The 23,961-nt window shown below is 53.7% G+C and carries 27 protein-coding genes; 10 read left to right on the top strand and 17 right to left on the bottom strand.

Going from position 1 to position 23,961, the window contains the following annotated elements:
* Window positions 1–86: 86 nt before the first annotated feature.
* From G497_RS0104570 to G497_RS0104550, 5 genes are all read left to right on the top strand, one after another.
* On the top strand, window positions 87–752 hold the full coding sequence (locus G497_RS0104570) for a cysteine hydrolase family protein (protein WP_027187262.1): 666 nt from the start codon (window positions 87–89) through the stop codon (window positions 750–752).
* Complete coding sequence (gene fdrA / locus G497_RS0104565) at window positions 749–2,296, top strand: acyl-CoA synthetase FdrA (RefSeq protein ID WP_027187261.1); 1,548 nt, start codon at window positions 749–751, stop codon at window positions 2,294–2,296. Before G497_RS0104570 ends, fdrA begins: the two co-directional genes overlap by 4 nt.
* A gap of 4 nt (window positions 2,297–2,300) precedes the next feature.
* On the top strand, window positions 2,301–3,713 hold the full coding sequence (locus G497_RS0104560; RefSeq protein WP_027187260.1) for a YlbE family protein: 1,413 nt from the start codon (window positions 2,301–2,303) through the stop codon (window positions 3,711–3,713).
* Entirely contained in the window at window positions 3,710–4,657 is a 948-nt protein-coding gene (locus tag G497_RS0104555; protein ID WP_027187259.1) for a carbamate kinase, read from the top strand. Before G497_RS0104560 ends, G497_RS0104555 begins: the two co-directional genes overlap by 4 nt.
* Before the next feature lie 406 nt (window positions 4,658–5,063).
* Window positions 5,064–5,732, top strand: coding sequence for a GntR family transcriptional regulator (locus G497_RS0104550; RefSeq protein WP_027187258.1), 669 nt, complete (start codon window positions 5,064–5,066; stop codon window positions 5,730–5,732).
* Window positions 5,733–5,874: 142 nt separating this feature from the next.
* On the opposite strand, the gene G497_RS0104545 is transcribed toward G497_RS0104550, so the two are convergent.
* The gene (locus G497_RS0104545) at window positions 5,875–6,318 is read right to left on the bottom strand and encodes a universal stress protein (protein ID WP_027187257.1); all 444 of its coding nucleotides are present in this window, start codon (window positions 6,316–6,318) and stop codon (window positions 5,875–5,877) included.
* A 104-nt stretch (window positions 6,319–6,422) separates the two neighbouring features.
* The gene (locus G497_RS0104540) at window positions 6,423–6,839 is read right to left on the bottom strand and encodes a hypothetical protein (protein WP_156907928.1); all 417 of its coding nucleotides are present in this window, start codon (window positions 6,837–6,839) and stop codon (window positions 6,423–6,425) included.
* An 82-nt stretch (window positions 6,840–6,921) separates the two neighbouring features.
* Between G497_RS0104540 and G497_RS20060 the strand changes: the two genes are divergently transcribed.
* Window positions 6,922–7,068, top strand: coding sequence for a LexA family protein (locus G497_RS20060; protein ID WP_156907926.1), 147 nt, complete (start codon window positions 6,922–6,924; stop codon window positions 7,066–7,068).
* A gap of 397 nt (window positions 7,069–7,465) precedes the next feature.
* Here G497_RS20060 and G497_RS0104530 read toward each other — a convergent pair whose 3' ends face one another.
* The 15 genes from G497_RS0104530 to G497_RS0104450 form a co-directional block, all read right to left on the bottom strand.
* Window positions 7,466–9,898 (bottom strand): Lon protease family protein, encoded by a 2,433-nt coding sequence (locus G497_RS0104530; RefSeq protein WP_027187254.1) that lies wholly within the window; start codon window positions 9,896–9,898, stop codon window positions 7,466–7,468.
* Window positions 9,898–10,845, bottom strand: a complete 948-nt coding sequence (gene hemC / locus G497_RS0104525; protein WP_027187253.1) for a hydroxymethylbilane synthase — start codon at window positions 10,843–10,845, stop codon at window positions 9,898–9,900. The genes G497_RS0104530 and hemC overlap by 1 nt, the downstream gene beginning before the upstream one ends.
* A 14-nt stretch (window positions 10,846–10,859) precedes the next feature.
* Window positions 10,860–11,096 (bottom strand): FmdB family zinc ribbon protein, encoded by a 237-nt coding sequence (locus G497_RS0104520; RefSeq protein WP_027187252.1) that lies wholly within the window; start codon window positions 11,094–11,096, stop codon window positions 10,860–10,862.
* A 340-nt stretch (window positions 11,097–11,436) separates the two neighbouring features.
* Complete coding sequence (locus tag G497_RS0104515) at window positions 11,437–12,075, bottom strand: D-sedoheptulose 7-phosphate isomerase (RefSeq protein WP_027187251.1); 639 nt, start codon at window positions 12,073–12,075, stop codon at window positions 11,437–11,439.
* Window positions 12,076–12,409: 334 nt separating this feature from the next.
* Window positions 12,410–14,170 carry a methyl-accepting chemotaxis protein gene (locus G497_RS16755; RefSeq protein WP_051257841.1) on the bottom strand — a complete coding sequence of 587 codons (1,761 nt, stop codon included), beginning with the start codon at window positions 14,168–14,170 and terminating at the stop codon, window positions 12,410–12,412.
* Window positions 14,171–14,526: 356 nt separating this feature from the next.
* The gene (locus G497_RS0104500; protein ID WP_027187250.1) at window positions 14,527–15,105 is read right to left on the bottom strand and encodes a FlgO family outer membrane protein; all 579 of its coding nucleotides are present in this window, start codon (window positions 15,103–15,105) and stop codon (window positions 14,527–14,529) included.
* Window positions 15,106–15,155: 50 nt separating this feature from the next.
* The gene (locus G497_RS16750) at window positions 15,156–15,437 is read right to left on the bottom strand and encodes an outer membrane protein assembly factor BamD (protein ID WP_034636630.1); all 282 of its coding nucleotides are present in this window, start codon (window positions 15,435–15,437) and stop codon (window positions 15,156–15,158) included.
* A 248-nt stretch (window positions 15,438–15,685) separates the two neighbouring features.
* Window positions 15,686–16,555 carry a FlgO family outer membrane protein gene (locus G497_RS16745; protein WP_051257840.1) on the bottom strand — a complete coding sequence of 290 codons (870 nt, stop codon included), beginning with the start codon at window positions 16,553–16,555 and terminating at the stop codon, window positions 15,686–15,688.
* 593 nt (window positions 16,556–17,148) lie between these two features.
* Window positions 17,149–17,397: a HypC/HybG/HupF family hydrogenase formation chaperone gene (locus G497_RS0104480; RefSeq protein ID WP_027187249.1), complete on the bottom strand. Its 249-nt coding sequence runs from the start codon at window positions 17,395–17,397 to the stop codon at window positions 17,149–17,151.
* A gap of 201 nt (window positions 17,398–17,598) precedes the next feature.
* Entirely contained in the window at window positions 17,599–18,357 is a 759-nt protein-coding gene (locus tag G497_RS16740) for an adenosylcobinamide-GDP ribazoletransferase (protein ID WP_051257839.1), read from the bottom strand.
* Window positions 18,354–18,998, bottom strand: coding sequence for a redox-sensing transcriptional repressor Rex (locus G497_RS0104470; RefSeq protein ID WP_027187248.1), 645 nt, complete (start codon window positions 18,996–18,998; stop codon window positions 18,354–18,356). The genes G497_RS16740 and G497_RS0104470 overlap by 4 nt, the downstream gene beginning before the upstream one ends.
* A 96-nt stretch (window positions 18,999–19,094) precedes the next feature.
* The gene (locus G497_RS0104465) at window positions 19,095–19,427 is read right to left on the bottom strand and encodes an ATP synthase F0 subunit C (RefSeq protein ID WP_027187247.1); all 333 of its coding nucleotides are present in this window, start codon (window positions 19,425–19,427) and stop codon (window positions 19,095–19,097) included.
* A gap of 152 nt (window positions 19,428–19,579) precedes the next feature.
* Entirely contained in the window at window positions 19,580–20,242 is a 663-nt protein-coding gene (gene atpB, locus G497_RS0104460; RefSeq protein ID WP_027187246.1) for a F0F1 ATP synthase subunit A, read from the bottom strand.
* 26 nt (window positions 20,243–20,268) lie between these two features.
* A complete protein-coding gene (locus G497_RS0104455; protein WP_027187245.1) occupies window positions 20,269–20,694 on the bottom strand; it encodes an ATP synthase subunit I in 426 nt (141 codons plus the stop codon).
* Entirely contained in the window at window positions 20,663–20,947 is a 285-nt protein-coding gene (locus tag G497_RS0104450; protein WP_027187291.1) for an AtpZ/AtpI family protein, read from the bottom strand. The genes G497_RS0104455 and G497_RS0104450 overlap by 32 nt, the downstream gene beginning before the upstream one ends.
* Before the next feature lie 212 nt (window positions 20,948–21,159).
* Between G497_RS0104450 and G497_RS20325 the strand changes: the two genes are divergently transcribed.
* From G497_RS20325 to obgE, 4 genes are all read left to right on the top strand, one after another.
* A complete protein-coding gene (locus tag G497_RS20325; protein ID WP_169726969.1) occupies window positions 21,160–21,297 on the top strand; it encodes a hypothetical protein in 138 nt (45 codons plus the stop codon).
* A gap of 388 nt (window positions 21,298–21,685) precedes the next feature.
* Window positions 21,686–21,994: a 50S ribosomal protein L21 gene (gene rplU, locus G497_RS0104440; protein ID WP_027187244.1), complete on the top strand. Its 309-nt coding sequence runs from the start codon at window positions 21,686–21,688 to the stop codon at window positions 21,992–21,994.
* A 26-nt stretch (window positions 21,995–22,020) separates the two neighbouring features.
* A complete protein-coding gene (gene rpmA, locus G497_RS0104435) occupies window positions 22,021–22,290 on the top strand; it encodes a 50S ribosomal protein L27 (protein WP_027187243.1) in 270 nt (89 codons plus the stop codon).
* Window positions 22,291–22,484: 194 nt separating this feature from the next.
* Window positions 22,485–23,642: a GTPase ObgE gene (gene obgE, locus G497_RS0104430; RefSeq protein ID WP_027187242.1), complete on the top strand. Its 1,158-nt coding sequence runs from the start codon at window positions 22,485–22,487 to the stop codon at window positions 23,640–23,642.
* The last annotated feature ends 319 nt before the right edge of the window (window positions 23,643–23,961 follow it).

Below are 23,961 nucleotides of genomic sequence, written 5' to 3'. Positions count from 1 at the left end.
TCCAAGGGCATCATGCCCTTGGCGGAGGGGTTTGGGGAGGCAGAGCCTTCCCAAGTAAAATGCAACAATTTTAAAGGAGAACAGCAATGAAAACAATCACTGCGGAACCCTATGCGTTTGAATTTTCCCCGGCTGAAACAGCCCTGGTTATTATTGATATGCAACGTGACTTTTTGGAACCCGGCGGCTTTGGTGCCATGCTTGGCAACGACGTTTCCCTGCTGCGTTCCACCATTGAACCCAACAAGAAATTGCTGGAAGCAGCCCGTAAGCATGGCCTTTTGGTGGTGCATACCCGTGAAGGGCACAACGCCAGCCTGCTTGATTTACCCTTGAGTAAAAAAGTGCGAGGCAAAGGCCAGAAAACCATTGGCGACGCTGGCCCCATGGGGCGCATTCTGGTGCGCGGGGAAGAAGGCCAGGATATTATTCCGGAACTGTACCCCATTGCCGGGGAACACATTATTGACAAGCCCGGCAAAGGTGCTTTTTACGCCACAGACCTGGAGCATATTCTGCGCCAGCGTGGCATCAAGTACCTTATTGTCACCGGGGTCACCACGGAAGTGTGCGTGAACACCACCGTGCGTGAAGCCAACGACCGTGGCTTTGAGTGCCTGGTGGTTGCCGACGCCACAGGCTCGTATTTCCCTGAATTTCAGCGCGTTGGGCTGGAAATGATCAAGGCTCAGGGGGGCATTTTTGGCTGGGTGGCACAAAGCGCCCAAGTACTGGAAGGGTTGCAGTCATGAGAGCACACAGTATTTTCAAAAATTTTTATCGCGACTCAGTAGCGCTGATGCAGCTTTCCGCCAAAGTGGGCGGCTTGGAAGGGGTAGAGCTTGCCTCTGCCCTTATGGGTACCCCTGCCAACCAGGAAATGATGGTGGCAGCAGGGCTTCTGGATGCCCCCATGGCAGAAGTGGCCCCCAACGACCTTGTGTTTGTGGTGAAAGGCACGGAAGAAGCCACCCAGCTTGCAGTGGCGGAATTTGAACGCCTGCTCACGGCTGCGGAAACAAAAGGCGCTGCCAAGGAAGAAAAGCCCTTTGGCTCCCTTGCCGAAGCGTTAAAGGCCCGGCCTGAAGCCACCTTTGCCCTTATTTCCGTGCCCGGTGAATACGCCGGGGCAGAAGCCATGAAGGCCCTGCACCGCGGGCTGAACGTCATGCTGTTTTCTGACAACGTACCGGAATGGCAGGAAATTGCCTTGAAAAAGTACGCCTTTGAACACGGCTTGCTGGTTATGGGGCCAGACTGCGGCACAGCCATTATTGCAGGCGTGCCCCTGGCTTTTGCCAACGTGGTGGGCCGTGGCAACATTGGCGTTGTGGGGGCTTCCGGCACAGGCACGCAGGAAGTAACCACCATTGTTGACCAGCTTGGCGGCGGTGTTTCCCACGCCATTGGCACAGGCGGGCATGACCTTTCCGTGAGCGTGGGCGGGCTTACCATGCGCTCTGGCATTGCGGCCCTTGCTGAAGATGTGGAGACAAAAGTCATTGTGCTTGTTTCCAAGCCACCTGCAAAAGAAGTGGCAGAAGCCGTTCTTGCCCAGGCTTCCAGCGTGGGCAAGCCTGTGGTGGTGTGCTTTTTGGGGGCCGCCCCCGGCAGCATTACGGGCAAAAACCTCACCCAGGCCAACACCCTGGAAGAAGCCGCCCACAAGGCTATTGCCCTGGCAAACGGGCAGGCTCCTTCCTTTACCAGCGTGACTGCCAGCACCCCCCGTGTGCAGCAGCGGGCCACAGACCTGAAAAAGGTGCTTGCCCCAGGGCAGAAATATGTGCGTGGCCTGTATAGCGGCGGCACCTTTTGTTATGAAGCACTGCTTTCTTTGCAAACCATTTTGCCGGAAGTGTTTGGCAACACCCCCACGGGCAAGGCCCAAAAACTGGCAAATATCCATAAAAGCCAGGGGCACACTGTTATTGACCTGGGGGATGACGACTTTACCCGTGGCAAACCCCACCCTATGATTGACCCTTCCCAGCGTAATGAGCGCCTGCTGCATGAAGCGGCAGACCCGGAAACCGCTGTGGTGCTGCTGGATGTGGTTATTGGTTACGGGGCCAATGCAGACCCTGCCGGGGAACTGGCAGGTGCCGTGCGTGAAGCCCGCGCCATAGCCCAAAAAGGCGGCAGGGAACTGGTGTTTATCGGGTTTGTGTGTGGCACAGATAAAGACGTGCAAGGCCTTGCCAGCCAGCGTAAAAAGCTGGAAGAGGCCGGTGTGCACCTGTGCAGCAGTAATGCTGAGGCCATAGCCCTTACCGGGGCTGTGTTGGTGGGGTAATATTATGAAATCTATTCTTTCTTCAGACCTTTCCGTTATTAACCTCGGGCTGGTGCGGTTTGCAGAACCCCTGCAAGACATGGGCACCCCTGTGGCAGCCTGCCAGTGGCAACCCCCGGCAGAAGGCAACCCTGAAATTGGCTGGAAACTGGCAGAACTGGTAAACCACCCCAAGGTGGAAGAAGCCAACAAAATTGCGTTTGAACGCTACCTTGCCTCCACCCCCGTGTTGGAAGGCATTGCTACTGCCGCTGACGTTATTCCTGCCATGCAGGGCAAGAAGCTGATTCTGCATTCCGGCCCCCCCATTGCCTGGGCCGATATGTGTGGCCCGCAAAAAGGCGCTGTGTGCGGTGCTGCCGTGCTGGAAGGCTGGGCAGCCACAACGGAAGAAGCGGCAACGCTGGTGGAAAAAGGCGAAATTGCCATTGATTCCTGCAACCACCACAATGCCGTTGGCCCCATGGCAGGCATTACCAGCCCCAGCATGCCGGTGTGGGTGGTGCGCGACACCGTAAACGGCAACACCACTTTTTCCAATATGAACGAAGGGCTGGGCAAGGTACTGCGCTTTGGTGCCAACAGCGACGAGGTGCTGCACCGCCTGCGCTGGATGCGCGACGTGCTGGCCCCTGTGCTTAAGGCAACCCTGGCCCACATGGAACCGCTGGAGCTGAAACCGCTTATTGCCCAGGCCATGCACATGGGTGATGAGTGCCACAACCGTAACGTGGCAGCCACATCGCTTTTGTTCCGCAAGCTGGTGCCTGTGGCCCTGCGCCACGGGGTGGCTTCCCCCAAAGAACTGGATGAAGCCTTTGCCTTTATTGCAGGTAACGACCACTTCTTCCTGAACCTTTCCATGGCAGCCTGCAAAGCCATGCTTAATGCGGCAGCCGGGGTGCCGGGCAGTTCCATGGTCACGGTAATGGCCCGTAACGGCATCAAGTTTGGCATTCAGCTTTCCGCCTTTCCTGGCCGCTGGTTCCAGGCAGACGCCCCTTATGTTGAAGGTCTGTTCTTTCCTGGGTATTCTCAGGCAGACGCAGCCCGCGACCTGGGGGACAGTGCCATTACGGAAACTTGCGGCATTGGTGGCTTTGCCATGGCAGCCGCCCCGGCCATTGTGCAGTTTGTGGGCGGTACTTCCGACGATGCTTTGAACAACACCATAAGCATGAAACAGATAACCCTGGGGATCAACGGCAACTTTACGTTGCCCATGCTGAACTTTACCGGCACCCCGGCTGGCATAGACGCCCGCCTTGTGGCAGACACAGGCATACGCCCTGTTATTAACACTGGCATTGCCCATAAAGATGCCGGGGTTGGGCAAATTGGTGCCGGGGTAACCTGGGCCCCCATGCCGTGCTTTACCGCAGCTATTGAAGCGCTGTATGAAGAGGTGTGCAAATGAGTGCGAAACTGGCAGTTATAGCCATTGGCGGTAATGCCCTTTCCCCGGATGTGGAGCATTTAGCCATAGCCAAGCAGTATGAACGGGCCAAAGAAACAGCGGTGCATATTGCTTCCCTCATGCTGGATGGCTGGAATGTACTGCTTTCCCACGGCAACGGCCCCCAGGTGGGGCTTATTATGCGCCGTTCCGAGCTTTCCACCCCTGAAGTGCCCCCCATTCCCATGGACATTGCCGGGGCCGATACCCAGGGCGCGGTGGGCTACATGCTGTGTAAGGCCCTGCGCAATGAATTTCAGCGCAGGGGCATTGCCCGGCAGCCTGTGGCCATTGTCACCCAGATTCTGGTAAACCGGAACGACCCTGCCTTTGCGGCCCCCACCAAACCCATTGGCGGGTGGTTCAGCAAGGAAGAAGCAGACCGCCTTGCCAGGGAACTTGGCTGGAGCGTGGTGGAAGATTCCGGCCGGGGCTGGCGCCGGGTGGTGGCTTCCCCCGAGCCTGTGCGCATTATTGAAGAAGAGCCCATTTTGCACATGCTGCAAGCCGGAATGAGCGTTGTGGCCCTTGGGGGCGGTGGCATTCCTGTGGTGCAGAATGAAGAGGGCGACTTTGAAGGGGTGGAAGCCGTGGTGGACAAAGACGCTTCTGCCGCGTTGCTGGCTTCCCGCCTGAAAGCAGACATGCTTGTGCTGCCCACAGCGGTGGAAAAGGTGGCTATTCGTTTTGGCAAGCCAGACCAGCAGTGGCTGGACTCCCTGACTGTGGCACAGGCGGAAGAATACCTTGCTGCCGGGGAATTTCCCGCTGGCAGCATGGGGCCAAAAGTGCGTGCCCTGGTCAGCTTTGTGAAGGCCACAGGCGGCACCGGGCTTATTACCACTCCGGAAAAACTGCGTGAGGCAGTAGCCGGCAAGACAGGCACACACATTAGGAAGCGGTGATTTTTTCCGTTTGGCGGCGTGACCTTTTTTCGCTTGGGCTTCGTGGAGATGTGCGGGCAGCAAAGCTTCCCGCACCCTCTGCCCTTGCTCCACGGCTTGCTACGCTCGCGACTGCCGTCGGCTTTAGGGAGGTTGAGTTGAACAGAAGAGTCCAGCCCGCGTTTCAAAAAATGATTCGTGCCTTGCCAAACGAAAAAACTGACCGCTTCCCGTGCCATGTATGATGTTTTTTAGCTTAGGGGAATAATTCCATTTGTCACATTACGGGACAATAGTCGTATTTTTCAAGCACTTGCCCCTGGCACGTCACCGTTGGCGGGCAAGGGTGGGTGCTTGCCTGTTTCTTGCAATTCACCCAGGAACAGCGTATAGCTACACGCGCAGACCTAGCTGCAAGAAGGAGCATATGGGTACCCCACGTAAAAAAGTGAATTTAGGCGCGCAGGTGGAAGAAGTGTTGCGAAAGCGCATTTTGAACCTGGAATACCCGCACAACCATGTGCTGGTGGAAGAGGCCTTGTGTGCAGAGTTTGGCGTAAGCCGTAGCCCTGTGCGTGAAGCCTTGCGCATGCTGGAAGCGGCAGACCTGACCCACAAAACAAGCAGCCGCAGTTATATTGTTAAGCAAATCAGTCAGCGCGGGGTAAAAGAACTGTATGAACTGCGCCTTGCCCTTGAACGTTATGTGGTGGAGGGCTTGTGTTCCCTGCACAACACCGCACCCATTGAAGCGCTATTGGCGCACTGGCAAACGGTTTCCATGGAAGCAGAGCCAGACCGCGCCGCAGCAGACAGGGTGTTCCATGAAACCCTGGCAGAGCTTTACGGTAATAACGTTATGCTGGAAGCATTGCGCCAGATTAACGACAGGCTGCGGGTGTTCCGGGTAATGGATTTTGCCAGGGAAAACCGCCTGGGCAGCACCCAGGCCCAGCACGTGGCGTTGCTTACGGCCATTGTGCAAAAAGATGTGAGCAAGGCCCTGGAATACCTTGAGATGAATGTGAATGAAGGCATGAAGAATGCGGTGGAAACCCTGCGGCAGGCTATTTTGCGGGCGCACGAACGGGAGTGATGCCGTGGTGGTGCGTAGTTGTTTTGTATAGTTTACTCCATGCACGCATGAAGCTAAAATCACAAAGGACGCAGTGCGTCCTTTGTGATTTTAGCTGGGTTGGATTTGTTGGTTTTTCCTGCTTTTTCAGCAGGGCATTTGGCTATTGCGTCGGGTGAATAGTCAGCACAGGAATCGTTGCGCTTTTGACCACCTGCTCTGCCACAGAACCAAACAGGATGCGCTCAATGCCTTTGCGCCCGTGGGTGCCCATAATAATCATGTCTGCATCGCTGGAGTTGGCCATTTCAATAATTTCTTCCGCCGGGTCGCCAGTGACTACAACCCCCTGTGTTTTTATGTCCTTAAAGGAAGCAGGTACAAAGTTTTCCATGCTTTTTTCAGCGTTAATGAAAATTTCCTCCAGAGTGCCTTCCAGGGTGGCGGGGGACACATGCAGGTCATCATACTGGGCAAGGTCTGGCGCGGCATACACCACAATAATCTCTGCCCCAAAGGCCTTGGCTAAGCTTGCGGCGTACTCTGCAACCTGTTCACTGTACTGAGAAAAGTCCACGGCACACAAAATTTTTGCAATCTTTTTCATGGTTCTCTCCTTATGCTTCTGTGTTGTTTGTCAAAACTATTTGGTTTGGGATTTTTGGTGGCTGCTGCCCAAAACTATGCACGTAAGGGTGCAAAGTGCGAGGGTTAGCGGCACATCGTGGCGTCTGGCTGCAATAGCAGGCGCTCCCCGGCACCAGGGCCTTCACCTTCCAGCCGCACAAAACCTTCCCCCACAAACAGGTGGGCAACTTCCTTTTCTTGCTGCACAAGGCGTATGGTTCTGCCGGAAGCCTCCCAGCGGAACGTTCCCTGGTGCTTCTTGCCCTTTGCCGTGCGCAGGGTAAAGGCGTTCTCTTTGCCCAATGCTACAAATTTCAGGCCCTTGGCTTTGCGGCCTTCCGGGGCGTAACACCCGGTCACGTCCAGGGCATTCATGCTGGTGTGCTTGTCTGTTACTACAGGCTCGGCTTGCGGCTTGGGTGCACACCCGCCAAGGGTAAGCAGGAGAATCCCAAAAAGTACTGCGGTTGTGCCCATTGTGCTTACTGTGTGCTTGTTCATATATTTCCCCCACAGGCTGGTGTGTTGTTTTGCGTACAGTGTAGCAAATATATGCAGGCCCGCAAAGAAGTGTTTTTCTGTTGTGTTTCATATTTTGCATCAGGTGGCGGCTGGTTGGCCTTCCCCGGCGGAAGGCTCTATTGAAGGCACCCTTGATTTGCACAAGTACGCCGTGCGTAACGAGGCTGCTACCTTCTTTTTCCGGGCCAGTGCCCTTTTATGCATATGAAATAGGGGGAACACTTTTGTATAAAAGCATTCCCCCTTCCTTAGTCTTCTATATCTCTTTCCTATGGAAGCACTGGTGACATGGCATTTGGAAACGCGCAGTTATTTCGTTTGGCAAGGCGCGAGCTTTTTTTGAAGCAGGAGTGACAATTCCGAAGGAAAGCGGAATTAGAAACCGCCTGAAGGGCGGGAGCCGAAGGCCGAGGCCCAGGACGGGCCGAGTCAACTCTTTCGTCCATGACTGTTTCAAAAACACCTTAAAGCCGACGGCAGTCGCGAGCGTAGCAAGCCGTGGAGTGAGGGCAGAGGGTGCGAGTGGTTTTGCCACCTCGCACATCTCCACGAAGCCCGAGCAAAAAAAGTCGCAACGTCGCCAAACGGAATAAATCAGCGTTTCCCTATCGCCTGCCCGGTTTGCCCGGCATACCAAGGCGCGCCAGTTCTTTCAGGCGTTCATCCACTTTGGCATACAGCGAGCCTTTGGTGTATTTCCCGTCTTTGTTCAGCCGGCCAGCAGGTACCCCTGTGAGCAGTTCCAGGGCCTGGGTAATGTGTTCCACCGGGTAAATGCGGAATTTCCCCGCTTTTACGGCATTAATAACATCTTCATGCAGCATAAGGTGGGTAATGTTGTCGCGGGGCATAATAACCCCTTGCCCGCCCGTAAGGCCGTGGCGTTTGCACACCTCAAAATAGCCTTCAATTTTGCGGGTTACGCCGCCCACGGCCATAATTTGGCCAGACTGGCTCACCGCCCCGGTAAAGGCCAGGGAGAGGTTCACCGGTACGCCGGAAATGGCAGAAAGCAGGGCCGCAAGTTCAGCCCCGGAAGCGGAGTCCCCTTCAATGCCCACATAGTTTTGTTCAAAGCCAAGGCTGCCTGTAAGCATCAAGGGCTTGTTGTGGGCAAAGGCCCCCACCAGATAGCTTTTTAAAATCATCATGGCTTTGGTGTGAATGGGGCCGCCAAGCTGTGCGTCGCGTTCAAGGTCAACAATGCCGCCACTGCCTGCCCCAATGGTGCAGGAAATTTGGTGGGGCAGGCCAAACTCGAAGTCGCCATAGAAAGAAACCGCAAGCCCGTTTACCACCCCCACGGCATTACCGCTGGTGGCAACCTTGATGATTTTGCGGTCGTATTCTTCCATAAACGCTTCTTCCACCAAATTGGAGCGGAAGTTGCGCGCCCGCAAGGCCTGGGTAAGCACTTCCCCTGTCACCACGGGTTTGCCTTCCATAGTGGCATAAGCAGAAGCTTCTATCATAATTTCCCGTAGCTGAGGGAACTTCAGGGAAAGCTTGCTCTGGTCTTCCACCAGGCGGGAACCGTGGTCTACAATGCCTGCAAGGGCGTCCCTGTCAAAGGGCACCAGGTCTTCGTCAGTAATAATGCGTTTTAGCTGGCTGAGGTAGGACCGGATATTGGTGCTGTTGCGGGGCATGGAGTCGGAAAGGTGGGCCTTGATTTTAAACAGCCTGCTGAACCTGTCGTCCATATCCAGGAGCAGTTCATATACCTCTTCCTTGCCAATAAGAATAACCTTCAGGTTCAGGGGCACCGGGGCTGGGTGCAGGCCCTTGGTGCGGGTGCTTTCTTCTTCCGCCGTATCTTCCACGCGGGAAAGCCCGGAACGCAGGGAACGCAACAACGCTTCCCACACGCCTGTGGCTTGTAGCACATCGTCTACATGCACAACAAGGTAGCCGCCATTGGCCTTGTGCAGGCTGCCTGCCTTAATTAAGGTAAAGTCGGTAACCAGCGCCCCCATTTCTGCTTCGCGTTCAATGCACCCCATAAGGTTTGCCATGGTGGGGTGGTCTTCAAATACTATGGGGGCCCCTTCTGTGGCGGTGTTGTCCACAAACACGTTCACCCCAAAGCGGGCGCTCATGTCTTGGGCAGGCTGGCTTTCATGGTGGGGCACAGGGGCGTTGCCGCCAGGGCCTGGGCCGTGGGGCGATTCTGCGGGCATAAAGGCTTCAATATTATCCAGCACATCGGCCCGCAAGGCAATCAAGAAGGCTTTCAGTTCCGGGGTAGGGTGCTGGGCCAGCACTTTTTCCATAAGCGGGTCCAGGGTAACTGTAAGCACTTCTTCAATAATTTCGCGGTCAAGTGAACGCTCTTCTTCCAGGAAATGCTGTTCTGCCTTGGCAAGTTTGCGCAAAAAGCCCATCATGGGCTGCATCAGGCTGTCGCCTTTTTGCTTGAGCACACTGCGGCGGCTTTCGTCCAGCTTTTCAAATTCCTGTTCGTTGAGGCGCTTGCCATCTACCTGGGGGTACAGGGTCATGCTTCCTGCTTCGTCCAGGTCTAATATAAAGCCTTGTGTTCCTGCCAGCTTGTTCATTTGCTTGAAAAGCTGTTCACGCTGGTTTTGGAATTTGTCGAACAAGGAACTGCGGCGCTTGGTGAACGTGGTACGTTCCAGGCGCAGGGCAGTTTCTTTCAGAATATTGGCATGGGTTTTGTGCAGGCTTTTTTTCAGTTTGTGCCCCATGCCGGAAGGCAGGGCCATGAGCACCGGGGCGTCATCGTCGTCAAAATTATGCACATACACAAGGTCTGGGGGGGTGGTTTCCCGCTTTGCCCTGGGCATAAGGTATTCCCACAACAGGTAGCTGCGGCCAAGGTCTGCTTCCCCAGCCAGGTAAATGTTATACCCCTGGGCCTTAATGTGCAGGCCAAGCTTGAGCGCTTCCAGCACACGGTGCTGCGGGCTGTGGCGCTTGCCGTTTTTGGGTATGTCATTGCTATTGGCGTAAGGCACCCTGGCGGGGTCCAAAAAAGCCTTGAGTTTGCCGGGGGCCAATGGGCTTGGTACTGCCATTATGCTTGTGCCTCATACAGTTCTTGTAAAATTGCCTGCCCGCCCGCCTGCTTCACTTGCTGGGCAAGGGAAAGGCCAAGGGCGCGGGCCTGGGTGCGCGGGCCGCACAGGGTTTGGCGAATAATGCGTGTGCCGGTGGGGTCTGCCACCAGGCCTTCAATGGTAATGGTGCCGCTAGGGTTTTCCGTATCGTCCCCAAGGGTGGCATGGGCCGCAATGGGTACTTGGCAGCCCCCTTCCAGCCCTGCCAGAAAGCCGCGCTCCGCAGCAACGCAGTGGTGGGTGGCGGGGTGGTCTAAAAAGGCCAAAAGTTCTGCCAGTTCTGTACGGCTTTCCTTAAATTCCAGGCCAAGGGCCCCCTGCCCGCAGGCAGGTAAGAATTCTGGCGGGGCCAGCGGGGTTTGGTGGGGGGCGGAAAGGCCAAGGCGGTTCAGCCCGGCAGAGGCCATAACAATGGCGTCGAACTGCCCTTCCATCAATTTGCGCAGGCGGGTGTCTACATTGCCCCGCAGCGATTCAATAACAAGGTCTGGGCGCAGGTGCAGCAGTTGGGCTTGGCGGCGCAGGCTGCTTGTGCCCACCTTGGCCCCTTGGGGCAGGGCGGCAAGGGTGGGGTAGTGCACGCTCAGCAGGCTGTCTGTCAGGGCTTCACGCTGGGGCACAACCCCAAGGGTAAGGCCAGCAGGCAGTTCCATGGGCACGTCTTTCATGGAATGCACGGCAATGTCTGCCCTGCCGTCCAGCAGTGCTTCCTCAATTTCTTTTACAAACAGGCCTTTGCCCCCAACTTTTGCCAGGGGTACGTCCTGAATGATATCCCCTTTGGTTTTCAGTACAAGCAGTTGCACTGCAATACCATGGCGCTGGGTAATGCACCCTGCAATATGATTAGCCTGCCACAGGGCAAGGGCGCTGCCCCGTGTGGCAATGGTAAGCGAATTTTTCATGGTGGCCTGTAAGGTTATTTACACGTGGAGCAACTGCCGCCGGAACACCCGGAGCAAGCGCTGCGTGACGATTTGGGGAAGGTGACAGTTTGCCCCACGCGGGAAGGCGCAGGCATGTGCAGGCTGGCGCAGGAAGGCACCAGAGTGGTGCTTTTGCCGCACTTGGGGCAGACCGGGGCAGCCTGGCTGCCTAACACAATTTCTTCAAACCGGGTGTTACATGAATCGCACTGGTATTCAAAAATAGGCATGAGCGCCCTCCATGGATAATGCGTTGATCGTGAATGCAAGTGGATACCATTGCACAATTGAAATTGTTGCACTTTATTTGGGGAGGCTCTGCCTCCCCAAACCTCTCCCTTCTCCGTTTGGGCTTTGTTGAGATGTGTGGGCAGCAAAGCTCCCCACACCCTCAGCCCTCACTCCACGGCTCGCTATGCTCGCGACTGCCGTCGGCAATAGGGGCATGATGTCCCTTGCAGGGGGCTGGGGGACAGCGTCCCCCAATAAAAGTCAATCAAATTCATCGCGCTATACCCTCAAAAAACAAATAAAAGGCAACGGGCAGCAGCCGGGGTGGCACCATTGCGCTTATTGCGGCAGTGGCAATGGCAGGCTACCTTCCAGGTAGGGGCCAAGGGCTGCCACGTTCTGGAACAGGTAATGGTCTGCCAGCAGGCACAGCAAGTGCCCAATGGTAATGTGCAGTTCCTGCACCAGGGCGGTGTTGGCGTGGGGCACCGTAAGGCAGGCATGGCACTGCCGGGCCAGGGCTCCGCCGTCTTTTCCGGCAAGGCCTACCACAAACAGGCCTTTTTCCTTGGCGGCTGCCACGGCTGCCAGCACGTTGGGGCTGTTACCGGAAGTGGAAATGGCAAGCAGCAAGTCGCCTTGTGTGCCAAGGCCCTGCACCTGCTTGGCAAAAATTTGGTCAAAGCTGAAGTCGTTGCCAATGGAGGTGATAATGGACGAATCCGTGGTCAGGGCAACGGCAGGCAAGGGGGGGCGGTCCAACTGAAAGCGGTTCATAAACTCCGCAGCAATGTGCTGGCAGTCTGCCGCGCTGCCCCCGTTGCCGCAAAGCAGTAGCTTTTTACCCGTGGCAATGGTGTGGGCCACGTGCAGGCCTAAGGCATTAATGGTGGGCGCAGCCTGGGTAAGAAACGATTCCCGCAGGGCTGCCCCTTCACGGGCGTAATCCAAAATGGTGTTTATTGCCGTTTCGCTCATGCTGGGTACTTTTGTCTGAGGTGGTTGGGGCTGTTCAGAAGGAAGTGGTCTATTTTCCCGCAATTGCAGCTAGCAATTGGTACGGCTAAACAGCGAACCCACCTTGTATAGCGCATCTGGCAGGGCAATGCAAACCGTTCTCATGGCCCTGGCCGGGGGATTTCCCTGCCTGCAATACAACAAAAAGTTCAGGCTTCCCCTTCCTTGCGGAAAGAAGAAGCCTGAACCAAGAACAAGGCCGTACAGGATTACGCTGATAACCTACCCCGTGGCCCGGCAATACCCTGGAGTGTGGGCATTGGCCGGGGGAAGGGGCGTAATCTGTTACGGCCCCTTACCCTTGCTTTAATTCAGTAACAAGGCGGAGCATATTGCCCACCTGGCCTTTGAGTTGTTCCACGGCTTTTGTGGCGTGGCGCATGGCGTCTACGCTATTTTTAGCAATGGTGTTAATGTCTTGCACGGAATGGTTAATTTCTTCACTGGTGGCCGACTGTTGTTCACTTGCAGCCGCAATGGAGCGCACCTGGTCGGCGCTTTGTTCTGCCAGTTCGAAAATGGTTTCCAGGACCGAGCCGGACTTTTCCGCCACATCCACGACGGTGTGAATGGTTTGGGTGGTTTTTTCCACCTGCTGGCTGCTATCTGCTGTGGCCTGCTGAATGGAGCGGATAACCTTGCCCACTTCTGCCGTGGAAGACATGGTTTTTTCCGCCAGTTTGCGCACTTCGTCTGCCACCACGGCAAAACCGCGTCCGGCTTCCCCTGCGCGGGCCGCCTCAATGGCAGCGTTCAGGGCAAGCAGGTTGGTTTGGTCGGCAATGTCGGAAATAACGCTCATAATCTGGTCAATGGCCTGGGCATGGCCTGTGAGGGTTTCCATACCTCTGCGCAGTTCAATAGACTGCTGGTTCACAGCGCGCACATTATCGACCATTTGGTGCACAAACTTACTGCCAGTATCTGCATTGTTGCGTGTTTCAGCCGTAATGTTGGCGGCATGGGAAGCGCTTTTGGAAATTTCGTTCACGGTGGAAGTCATTTCTTCCATGGCAACGGCGGTTTCCATAACCCGGTTTGCCTGCTGGTGTGCGCCATCGTCTGAAAGGGCTACTTGCCTGCCAAGTTCATTGGTTGCATGGGAAAGTTCGTTGGCAATTTTTTCAATGTGTTCCGCAGCGGTGTGCATGCCCACAGAAGTGGCTTGTTCAGCCCGCTGCTTTGCCGTGTTGGCTTCTTCTGTAGCCTGGCGTGCCTGTTCTGCCTGCTTTTGGGCCTCTTCAGACTGTTCCTTGGCATATTGCAGGTTCTTTTTCAGGCTTTCCACCATGTCTTCCAGGGAGGCAGTCAGTTCACCAATTTCGTCTTTGCGGTCTGTGGCAAGGTGTTCCGTTAAATTCCCCCCTGCAACCTTACGGGCATAAGCCAGCAACGAGTTGATGGGGGTGGTAATTGATTTGCTGGTGGCAAGGGCAATGCCCACTGAAAGTAGCAGGGAAACAACGGCGGCTATTTGCGTGGCATGTTTAATGTTATCAACGGTGTCTTCCATATAGGTGGTTTGCTGGTCGGCATTTTCTTTGGTCAGGCCAATGGCAGCTTTCAGCTTTTCCCGCACTATGGGGAGGATGGAAGAAGTTTCCGTGCGATAAATGTTCAGGGCCGTTTTGGTGTCGCCACTTTTTGCCGATTCGATAATACGGCGGGCCGTGTCGTGCAGGGCAAGGTGAACGGGCTCAATTTCCTGGAAAATACGGGAAAGCCCAGGTACGTTGGCTTCAAGACCTGTTCTGCTGTCGCTGTAAAACCACTTGCCAAAGGAGCATTTATGGCCGTCTATAACAATTTTATCCGAATTATCTTTTTCACCGCTGACAAAAATGTCTACCTCCCGTACCCAGGAAAGGTGGGCCACTTCTGCGGCGAGCAAGTTGGCAACGCCATCGGTCATACTGCGTGTTTGGGTTATAAGCTTCTGAACAAACTGCAACCTGTCAAGGCTGAATCCTTGGGCAAGACCAGAAAGCAGCACAACAGAAAGAAAACTGAATACTATTTTCTTGCCGATGGATAGGTTGTTCCAAAATGATTTCATACTAATTTGCCTCCAAAATAGACTCTTTCGTGTGTGGTTGTGCCGTGGGGCAACCCAATGCTTATTGTAGACACAAAAATAGAGTTTTGCAAGGGTCTTTCGTTTTTTTTGTTCATAAAATTACGGAGCTTTTGTGTTGCACAGGGTAACATTAGTAGCGCCTTGATTGATGTATAATTGTGTATAGGAAGACACTGTGTGCGGTTACGTCGGTTCTGCTTTATGGCTACCAGTGAGCAGGCAGGCGCATTCCTTTTTTGGAGGAGTGTACCTGCTTGAGGGGCATGAATGCCAGCAAGACAAAAACTGTTGTTACACAAGTCCCTGTTTGTTGTTTTGGCTAATTGTCGTAGCCTTTATGGCAATGTGGTTACCACAGAAGGTTCAATGGTTGCCCCGCCCTGGGTGTTGTCTTTCAATAGTGCCCGCACTTCCCCGGTAAGGGGAATGGTCACGCTGGACATGCCAAGGACCTGTTGGGAGCCTGTGGCAATTAGCCGCAGGTTAAAGCGCACGTTGCGGGGGGTTATGGTGTAGGTGCCAGCCATAACAGCGGTGCTGGAAGGCTGTTCCGCTCCCACCAGTTCTGCCCGGCGGGTAAGCACCAGTTCTCCTGTGCCGGGTTCAAACAGCACATCAGCCCCTTTGCGAATTTCCTGTACTTCATAGCCAGCCTGGGTAAACCAGCGGGTCAGTTCTTCTTGCACCTGCCGGGCCAGGGGGTTGGATTCCTCAAAATTATTCACATTCACCGGGGTGGTAAGCATAAGGGAAACCCCTTTGGCGGGTGCTTCCCCCACGCCAAGGCTGGAAGCCAGTTGGCGGTCCATGTCGCGGGCGGCTGCGTCTGTAATTTGGGGAACGGTGGCAGCCTGGGCGCTTATGCCCGGCAGGGTGAACACACAAAGTGCGGTGAATAATAAGAGTACTCGCATGGCAGGCCTCGTTAGAGCGTCCTTAGGGGAAACACGTAATCCGTGTGTCCCTAACGCTGGGTTTTTATCATAAGTTCAACAGCTTCCAGTTCATGCGTAATCTGGTTACGCAATGCAGTGTCGTTGGCACCGCTTAGGGCGAATAGGAAGTGTTCTTTGGCAAGTTCAAAGCGCCCTTGGGCCACATAATCTCGCCCTGTACGTAAATTCCACAGGGAGTTGGCGTCTTGCCGGGCAATTACGGTGCGTTGTTGTTTCATCGGGTTCCCGGAACCTGATGAACAACCTACAAGGAAAAGCAGTACAAGACCAGAAGAAAGAAAACGTTTCATATGAGCACCTGCCACATCGTGGGGGGGAAGCCACGGGGGTATAGTGTTTTGTTGCCAGTCCTTAGAGCATTTACCACGTGAAATAGTCGCTTAACGGCGAGTAACGCTCGCCTATGCCTATTTCATGGCAAGGATTTGTTGTAAAAATCCTTGCAGGACAATTGATTCATTGCATTCGTAAATTGCTCTAGAGCGGGGGCGTTGCGGTGCAATGCTGTGCTGCCTGCATGCCCTTTCTTGAAAGCGGCTTAGTGGATGTCTTGCCCCTGGTCAATGGCGTTTACTGCCTGGGGCGAAATGGTTTCCTGGAAATCTCGTACTTTCAGGGAACCTTTTTCCAGCGTTTTTCCCGTGCGGGCCAGCATGCGCCGGGTAAGGCTATTGGCTGGCAGCACCATGTTGGCTGTGCGCAACACCCTGCCGTCGCCTGGGCGAATAAGGCGGGCGTTCACAAAAATATTCTGTGAATCAGCATAGTATGTGCCAGCCACCACCACAGAACCCGCAGGCACAGTGCGTTCGCCCTGGGCGCGAGTCAGGAAAAAGTCGCCTTCCCCTTCACGCATAGAAATGTCGCAACCAATGCGGTATTCCCGAATGGGGAAGCCTCGCTGGTTAAATTCATAGAACATTTGTTCAGCAATATACCGGCCAAATGAAGAGGACGACTCCATGTTGTCCTGGTTCACAAAAGAAACCGGTAAGGCTATGGCCCCGCGCAAGGCATTGCTGTTTATGCCGGAAATGAGTTGTTCCACCATTTCCCTCACTTGCAGCTTCAGTTCCCTGGCATTGGCATGGTTGGGGTTGGGGGCTTGGCGTGGGCTACCGGGAATAATAACAATGCCGCCGTTCCTGTCTGGCAGTACAATGCCGGAATCCACTTCTGTGGCTTCTGTAACAGGCACCATTCTGCCCTGTATGTTCATGGCTGGGGCGCTTTTGCCACGTATGGGAGCAGAACCATCAAGGGCGATGGTGGGTTGCTGTGAAGCAAAGCGCATGCTTTCAGGCATTGGTGGCGGGTTTGTTCCACCTGCGGCACCAGCAGGCGGAAAAAAACAGGCCCCTGCAAAAAGCATAAGTGAAAGCAGGGAAAGTGGATGTTTGGCAAACATGTCGTATTCCTTGTGGGTAAACGTGTTTTTTATCTTATCGGATGAAGTGGTGCTCTCAATAGCCGAAAATGTATGTGCCCAGGCAATAAATTGCCACTGGTAAGACGGTCAGTATACGCCGCTCCATTTTTCTTGGGGTGGCCCAAGCAAGAAACGCTGTTGCCTTACTTTGCATGGGAACCTTTGCGGAAAATATGACAGCTTGAAACCGTTGTGTGAGCGACTTGCTTGCAAAAATTTCCGGACGCAATAGGCGTTGGTCTTTTTATGCAACAAGCGGGCCAAAATGAAGGAGTAATGGTTTTCCCGGTGCAAGCGGGTGCAGAAGAAGGAAAGAGGGGAGATGGGCGTGTTGCAACGAAAACGCGGAGGATTATGGCCGTAATAGCTAAATACAGTATATAGTAGGGAGCGTGCTTTGCCCAAAGGGCATGTGTGGCGGCTGGCTGTGCGCTAAAAAATGAACTGAGACGAGCGCATTCTTGCTGTGCATGTGGCGTGAAATGTGTGCTGGTGGCAAAGCGCTGCTAAAAGCCAACTACTTTACCACCAGCGGGAATGGGAGAAACAAAAGTGTAAGGAATAAACTGGGCTCAACAAAAATCTTCTGGGCGTGAGGCAGCAACAATTTCCCTGAGCAGGGCAAGGGTTTCTTCCGCGTCGGCTGTTTCAAGCTTACGCAAGGCAAAGCCTGCATGCACAATAATATAGTCTCCCAGAACAGCAGGTTCTGGCAGCAGCATGGTGGAGGCGGTAATGTATGTTTGCCCTTCGCCTATCTGGCAGCGTGCCATATCAGGGGCGACAAATTCAGTGATTTTTACAGGAACAGCAAGGCACATAACGCCTCCTTGGGGAGTTTTGGCGGGCACATGGCAGAAAAAACTGCTACAGGGTGACTGAGCCTTACAGCAGAGGAATGGATGGGGACCTGTGCAGGCGGCAACATTTTCCGTACCCGGTTCTTTTACCACAGGAAGAAAACTTGCGCCAGATGTGCAATGGGCGTTTTTCAGAAAGATGCTTGGAGAGGAACTGTGCGCCTATGCAGCAAGAATAACAGGAATGGCTACTTCTGCAAGCACTATGAGCATGCCAAACAGGTCGCCATTATAGCCGCCATACTGCGTGGCCAGGGAGCGGGTGAACAGCACGCACCCTGATGTTACCATCAGGCAGAGCAGGGTGGCGTTGCCCCCGGTGGCCCAAAGGGCGGAGAGCATAAAAAAACAGGCACCAGTAAGGGCAGCCTGCTTTTGGGGGTGCAAGAAAAGAATGCGGCCCAGGGTTGCATCCGGGTGGGGAAAAGAGAGGGTGGCCAGCACGGCGGGCAGGCTGCGGCTCCAGCAGGGAAGCAGGAGCAGCACAACATATTGCCCGGAAAGGCACAGAGCATACACACCACACAGCATGCCGCTAATGGCAATGCAAAGCCCAAGGGCACCAAAGGCTCCCAGGCGGCTGTCTTTGAGTACGGCATGGAAGCGGGCAGGCCCACTGCCCAGCGCGTCACAAATATCTGCCAAGCCATCATAGTGCAAGCCACGGGTAAGGTAGGCCCCGGCGGCAACATACCACCAGGCCTGTAAAAAAGGGGTGTTGGAAAACAATCCAAGAAAGAAGGGGGTGGTGAGAACAGCACCCAATACCAAGCCTGCTACCGGGTAATATATGGTGCTGCGTGCCAGTTCAGCCTCTGTTCCAATCCGTGCTGGGGCAAGGCGGGTAAGGAAGCTGAGGGCAAGCAGGAAAAAATGCGTATGCTGGGCAAAGGAGAGCCTTTGCCCGGTGGGGCGGGTCAAGAGCGTTGCCTGTCTGAAATATTGAAGGCCAGGGAGTAAAGTTGATGGAAGAAATCCACGTACTCAACAAAAAAACCTTCTGGCACAACAATGCGGGCAGGAGCATAGTTTAATATGCCTTTGATACCAGCTTCCACAAGATAGTTGGCAGCACGCTGGGCACGTTCTGGCGGGGTGGTAATAATGCCAATGCTCACGTTCTGGTTGGCAACCTGTTCTTTTAAGCGACGTGTACACACCACTTCCAGTCCGGAAATTTCTTCCCCGATTTTGAAGGGGTCGCAGTCGAAGGCCCCGACAATGTTGAAGCCGTGCTGGCTGAATTCACGGTGGCTGAGCAAGGCTTTACCCAGGTTGCCCACGCCCACAAGAACGCAGTTCCATTCCACGTTAATGCCCAGGGATTCACGAATGGACTGGATAAGTCCCTTTACAGAATACCCAACACCGCGCACGCCAAATTCGCCAAAGTACGTCAGGTCTTTGCGAATTTGCGATGCATTCACATCGCATGCTTTTGCAAGGGGTTCTGAGGAAGTTACCTCAATACCATCGCGTTGGAATGTTTCCAGCACTTGCAGGTAAATAGAAAGGCGCTGAATGGTTGCGCGTGGTATGTTTTCGCTTTTCGGTGGTGTCATAATGATTGTAGGTAGAAGGCCTTGGGAAAGCCGCAAGCGGTTTTCCCAAGGCTTTAATGCATGGGGTTGGGGGGCGTTTTGCCCCCCAATGGTTCCTTAGGCGAGGGGGTTGATGAACAGCAGGATGAGGTTCACAACCAAAGAATAAATGGCAAGGGATTCAATGAAGGCGAGGCCCAGAATCAGGGTAACCATCAGTTTACCACCGGCTTCAGGGTTGCGTGCGGTGCCTTCACAGGCAGCTTTCAGGCCAATGCCCTGAGCAATGCCACAACCAGCAGCGGCAATGGCCATACCAATGGCGGCTGCCATGTAGGTGGTGCCAAGAGCGCCTGGGTCCATGGCTGCTTTGCCTTCAGCGGCAAAGGCAATACCGGCAAATGCGAAAATGCCAACAAGGGCCAGAAGGGTGGTGAACAATTTACGCATAGAATACTCCTGCGATTTATAGTGTTGTGGTCTCTTTCAGACCATTCCCCACATAAGTTTGGTTTTGGTGTACTGCCGGGGCCTTCGCTTTGGCTTGTTCACCTCACCGTGTTTTGAACGATGAGAGGGTAACTTCTCAACGTAAATCTGGTCTAGTGCGCGTGCTCCATGGCACCTTGCAGGTAAATCATGGTAAGCATAAAGAAAATGAAGGCCTGCAAGCTTTTTGCAATAAAGAACAGGAAGTACACAGGCACTGTGGAAAACACGGGGGCCATGAAGAAAAAGAGCATGAGTACGATTTCTTCGCCGCGAATGTTTCCGAAAAGACGCAGTGTAAGGGAAAGGGGGCGCGCACAGTGGCTAACCAATTCTATTGGCAGCATTAGCGGAGCCAGGGGCAGCATGGGGCCCATGAAGTGTTTGATGTATCCTGGGCCCCAGCGGCGCAGGCCAACATAGTTGTAATAAACAAAAACAGTCAAAGCCATGGCGGCAGTGGTGTTGATGTTGGCTGTGGGGGCGTCGCACCCAGGCACAAGGCCCATAATGTTCATCACCAGAATGAACAGAAAAATGGCACAAATAATGCCAAAAATTTTGCGGCCCTGTTCGCCTACCGTGGCAACAGTAAAGTCTTCCAGCCCCCCAATAACCACTTCACAGAGGTTTTGCAGGCCAGTGGGCACAAGGCGCATTCTGCCCCGGAGCATAAGCCCGACGCTGAACAGGATGGCCATGGCAAGCCATGTGTAGAAAAGGTGCTTGTTGCTTTCATTGAACCCGAAGAATTGGGAAAAGAGAAGTGGGTGCATCTGGTCCATGGGGAATTCAAGCCTCCTTAACTAGGGTTGCGGGCGAGCTGCATAAGGCCCCACACAGTAATGACAGTAACTGAGCAGGCCAGCCCGGCGGCAAGTGGCGCCACAGGGGCACCCCACCGAACAATGAGCAAGAACAGGGCAATGCCCGTAAGGCAGAGCCGGGCAGTAAAGCCAAAGAGAAAAAGCATAATAATGGCAGGGGAAAATGACCTGCTCACATTGTGCTGTGCGCTTTTTGCCAAATACCAGAAATTTGTGGTGGCTAGGGTGGCACCCACGCCAAAATAAAATGGCCAGTGGCCAAGTGGAAGCAACAGCAGCCCAAGGCCCACGCTTAAACCAGTCACAACAATGCAGGCAAAAAGCAGTTCCCGTATGGAGGGGTTGTGCACGCCGCGGGCAAACAGCTCTTTATTTATTCTTTTTTTGAGGGGTGCCAGCATTCTTGTCTTCTTCTTCCTGTGAAATGACCAGTCGTTTGGTGTCCAGGTATACGTTTTTGAAGCCGGCAATAATGCCGAATATCAAAAAAATGCCAGTTCCCCAAGGCTTTGTGTCCAGCCACTGGTCAATACCATAACCCATGAGAGCACCAACTGCTATTCCGCTGACCATATGCAGGCCAATGCTGCCTGCCCTGGAAAGAGCATTAAGGTAGCTTTTGTCGGTAATGCCGAAAAGGCGTTGGAAGAACATATCGGCATCCTGTTGCATGTAAATGAACTGAGCCCGTTCTATTACGTGCAATTGTTCACAAGTTGTCCTCTAGCATACCTTCTTTCTGTTAGTCAATAGCATGTGGTCGAAAAAATAGTATATTTTTGTTGCTGTAAACGGAAAATGCTTGACTTTTTTTGTTGTTCAGGCCTATCAATTCACGGATACATACTTATACCGGAGGAAGCGCCATGTGGAGTTTGTTTGTTTCCAAGCTTTCTTTTGCCCCAGATGCTGTGGTGGGAGTAAGCCTGATTGGCATTTACTTTGTGTGGATCATGTATATGGCTTTTAAGCGTATTTCCCGTGCGGAGCATATGCACCACTAAGCAGATACCATGCGTAAAAGTTGCGCAGGTAGGCCCCCTTGCCAAAATGTTCTTTTTGGCTGTTTGGGTAACTCCTAAATGGTATTAGCCTTTCTTGTTGTCTCGTGTAACAAGCATGGGGCAGGTGTATATTCACCCTGGGGAGTTTTTTTCTTTTTGCGCCCCTGGCAGAAAGCGTTTATACCCCACCACAGGTGTTGTGCCACAGAATTTGCGTATGTGGCTGCCTGACATTTGTGGTGCAGATGTCCCTTTGTCTTTTGTGGTTGTGTTGCAGCCTCATAGTGCGGCAAAGGCTTACGGCTTTTTTATTGCCGTGCTTTTTTTCTTGACTTTTTCACGCAACTTGAGCTACAAGCTCTTTTCGCATTTTCCGGAGGTTAACTGCATGTACGCAATCATTGAAACTGGTGGCAAGCAATACCGTGTTGAGGAAGGCACTAAACTGCAAGTGGCAAGCATTGAAGCCGAAGTGGGCAATGCTGTGACCATTGAAAAAGTGCTTATGCTCGGCGGCGGTTCGCTGTCTGTGGGTGCCCCATATGTGTCGGGTGCCAAAGTCACCGCTGAAGTGCTGGAGCACGGACGCGGCGAAAAAATTCGCGTTTTCAAAAAATGGCGCCGCAACGATTCGCGTCGGATGCAGGGCCACCGTCAGAACTACACGACCATCAAAGTCACGTCCATCACGGCGTAACTCGACCCTTTTTCAGGAGTTGAACCATGGCAACTAAAAAAGCGGGCGGCAGTTCACGTAACGGTCGCGACAGTATTGGCCAGCGCCGGGGCATCAAGCGTTTCGGTGGGCAGGCTGTATTGGCTGGAAACATCATTGTGCGCCAGTTGGGTACAAAAGTACACCCTGGCACCAACGTAGGCCTTGGCCGCGATTTTACCATTTTTGCCACCTGCGATGGCGTGGTAAAGTTTGAAAAGTATGTTCGCAAGAACCGGGTTAAAACCCGCGTTCATGTTATTCCTGTCAGTGCATAAGCGCTGATAAGCGGTACTTTTTGGGCAAAGGCGGGTTGGCCGCTTTTGCCCTTTTCTTTTTATAAGAGTGTTTCTACGCTAAAACTGTCGAAATGCTCTGTGCGGATGGTAAACCGCGCTTTGAAAAAGTATGTGGTGCAGGCCTTTCCTGCAAATCGCTTTTTTATAGCGAAAAAATCCAGAGCAGGTATATTATGCGTTTTGTGGACGAAGCCGTCATAACAGTGCGTTCAGGCAAAGGCGGGCACGGGTGTGTTTCTTTCCGCCGTGAAAAATTTGTTCCCAGGGGTGGCCCGGATGGTGGCGATGGTGGCAAGGGCGGTGACGTTATTCTGCGCGCCAGCGACCGGCTGCACTCCCTGTACGATTTTCGCCTGAAGCGCTTATATGAAGCGCAAAACGGCCAGCCGGGGCAGGGTTCACAGTGTAACGGCCGCCAGGGGGATGACCTGGTTATTGAACTGCCTGTGGGCAGCCAGGTATTTCGCTTTACGCAAGGTACCCGTTCTGAATTGCTGTGCGACCTTTCCGAAACTGGCATGGAAGCAATTATTGCCAATGGCGGGCGCGGTGGCCGGGGCAACGAATTTTTTAAGTCAGCCACCATGCGTGCTCCACGGTTTGCCCAACCAGGGGAACCATGTGAAGAGCTTACCCTTGCGGTGGAGTTGAAAATTCTTGCCGATTGCGGGCTGCTTGGCTTGCCCAATGCCGGAAAGTCCACCTTTATTGCAGCTGTTTCCGCTGCTCGCCCTAAAATAGCAAACTACCCCTTCACCACCATAGAGCCAAACTTGGGCGTTATGCTGCACGACGGCAGCTATGATAGGCGCATGATCATTGCCGACATACCCGGCCTTGTGGAAGGGGCGCACACAGGCTATGGCCTGGGGCACCGGTTTTTGAAGCATGTGGAGCGCGCACGCTTTCTTGTACACATTGCCAGTGTGGAAGATATGCCAGAAGACGATCCGTTTGCGCCCTTTGATTTGATTAATACCGAGCTTGAATTGTTCGACCCGGAACTTACCACCCGCCAGCAAATAGAAGTGGTGAATAAAATTGACCTTGCCACGCCGGAACGCCTTGCCACTTTACATGAACAGGCCGCGGCAGCAGGGCGGGAAATATTCTTTATTTCCGCTCTTACCGGGGAAGGCATTGAGCCCCTTACCGAGCGTATGTGGGAAGTGCACGCCAGCACTACGTTGCATGAACCGCGTGGTGAATATGCCGGGAAAATACCAAAACTGCCCGGCTTGGTAGGCGAAGCGGAAATAGTAAAGGATGACGATGAATTTGATGAATCCACATGCGACATCCAGGTGTTTTATACCCGCGAATTGGAATAGTCTTTGGGCCTTTGAGCCTTGCCTGTATCCGTAGCATGCCATGTAACATACAGTTTGCAGAATGGGGAGAAACCGTGTGGTTCCTCCCCGTTCTTTTTGGTTAGAGCATTTCAACTGTGAAATGCTCTGTGGACGCGCAGCGGACACTCGCGAAGCGTGTCGTTTTATTCTATTATCACCTTGGGTTATGTTGAGTTGCCCATGTGTATTACGGAAAATTAATACAACTTTTCAAAGGTAAAATGCTCTAGAAGGGCATTGACGTTGCCGGGCGCAGGTGGCACAAATGGTAACCATTTGCCAATACACAAGGGTGCTG

The organism is Desulfovibrio cuneatus DSM 11391, assembly GCF_000430005.1.
Classification (GTDB): domain Bacteria; phylum Desulfobacterota; class Desulfovibrionia; order Desulfovibrionales; family Desulfovibrionaceae; genus Frigididesulfovibrio; species Frigididesulfovibrio cuneatus.
This window is presented reverse-complemented; position numbering and strand designations above follow the sequence as displayed.

What these genes read in the sequence shown, in the direction of transcription:
- rpmA (WP_027187243.1), top strand. Translation starts at nt 22,021, where the DNA reads ATGGCAACTAAAAAAGCGGGCGGCAGTTCACGTAACGGTCGCGACAGT.
- G497_RS0104530 (WP_027187254.1), bottom strand. Translation starts at nt 9,898, where the DNA reads ATGGCAGTACCAAGCCCATTGGCCCCCGGCAAACTCAAGGCTTTTTTG.
- G497_RS0104455 (WP_027187245.1), bottom strand. Translation starts at nt 20,694, where the DNA reads ATGCTGGCACCCCTCAAAAAAAGAATAAATAAAGAGCTGTTTGCCCGC.
- G497_RS0104540 (WP_156907928.1), bottom strand. Translation starts at nt 6,839, where the DNA reads ATGAACAAGCACACAGTAAGCACAATGGGCACAACCGCAGTACTTTTT.
- G497_RS0104545 (WP_027187257.1), bottom strand. Translation starts at nt 6,318, where the DNA reads ATGAAAAAGATTGCAAAAATTTTGTGTGCCGTGGACTTTTCTCAGTAC.
- G497_RS0104555 (WP_027187259.1), top strand. Translation starts at nt 3,710, where the DNA reads ATGAGTGCGAAACTGGCAGTTATAGCCATTGGCGGTAATGCCCTTTCC.
- obgE (WP_027187242.1), top strand. Translation starts at nt 22,485, where the DNA reads ATGCGTTTTGTGGACGAAGCCGTCATAACAGTGCGTTCAGGCAAAGGC.
- G497_RS16755 (WP_051257841.1), bottom strand. Translation starts at nt 14,170, where the DNA reads ATGAAATCATTTTGGAACAACCTATCCATCGGCAAGAAAATAGTATTC.
- G497_RS0104450 (WP_027187291.1), bottom strand. Translation starts at nt 20,947, where the DNA reads ATGTTCTTCCAACGCCTTTTCGGCATTACCGACAAAAGCTACCTTAAT.
- hemC (WP_027187253.1), bottom strand. Translation starts at nt 10,845, where the DNA reads ATGAAAAATTCGCTTACCATTGCCACACGGGGCAGCGCCCTTGCCCTG.
- fdrA (WP_027187261.1), top strand. Translation starts at nt 749, where the DNA reads ATGAGAGCACACAGTATTTTCAAAAATTTTTATCGCGACTCAGTAGCG.
- G497_RS0104550 (WP_027187258.1), top strand. Translation starts at nt 5,064, where the DNA reads ATGGGTACCCCACGTAAAAAAGTGAATTTAGGCGCGCAGGTGGAAGAA.
- G497_RS0104560 (WP_027187260.1), top strand. Translation starts at nt 2,301, where the DNA reads ATGAAATCTATTCTTTCTTCAGACCTTTCCGTTATTAACCTCGGGCTG.
- G497_RS16745 (WP_051257840.1), bottom strand. Translation starts at nt 16,555, where the DNA reads ATGTTTGCCAAACATCCACTTTCCCTGCTTTCACTTATGCTTTTTGCA.
- G497_RS0104470 (WP_027187248.1), bottom strand. Translation starts at nt 18,998, where the DNA reads ATGACACCACCGAAAAGCGAAAACATACCACGCGCAACCATTCAGCGC.
- G497_RS0104465 (WP_027187247.1), bottom strand. Translation starts at nt 19,427, where the DNA reads ATGCGTAAATTGTTCACCACCCTTCTGGCCCTTGTTGGCATTTTCGCA.
- G497_RS16750 (WP_034636630.1), bottom strand. Translation starts at nt 15,437, where the DNA reads ATGAAACGTTTTCTTTCTTCTGGTCTTGTACTGCTTTTCCTTGTAGGT.
- G497_RS0104520 (WP_027187252.1), bottom strand. Translation starts at nt 11,096, where the DNA reads ATGCCTATTTTTGAATACCAGTGCGATTCATGTAACACCCGGTTTGAA.
- G497_RS0104480 (WP_027187249.1), bottom strand. Translation starts at nt 17,397, where the DNA reads ATGTGCCTTGCTGTTCCTGTAAAAATCACTGAATTTGTCGCCCCTGAT.
- G497_RS20325 (WP_169726969.1), top strand. Translation starts at nt 21,160, where the DNA reads ATGTGGAGTTTGTTTGTTTCCAAGCTTTCTTTTGCCCCAGATGCTGTG.
- atpB (WP_027187246.1), bottom strand. Translation starts at nt 20,242, where the DNA reads ATGCACCCACTTCTCTTTTCCCAATTCTTCGGGTTCAATGAAAGCAAC.
- G497_RS0104515 (WP_027187251.1), bottom strand. Translation starts at nt 12,075, where the DNA reads ATGAGCGAAACGGCAATAAACACCATTTTGGATTACGCCCGTGAAGGG.
- G497_RS0104570 (WP_027187262.1), top strand. Translation starts at nt 87, where the DNA reads ATGAAAACAATCACTGCGGAACCCTATGCGTTTGAATTTTCCCCGGCT.
- rplU (WP_027187244.1), top strand. Translation starts at nt 21,686, where the DNA reads ATGTACGCAATCATTGAAACTGGTGGCAAGCAATACCGTGTTGAGGAA.
- G497_RS0104500 (WP_027187250.1), bottom strand. Translation starts at nt 15,105, where the DNA reads ATGCGAGTACTCTTATTATTCACCGCACTTTGTGTGTTCACCCTGCCG.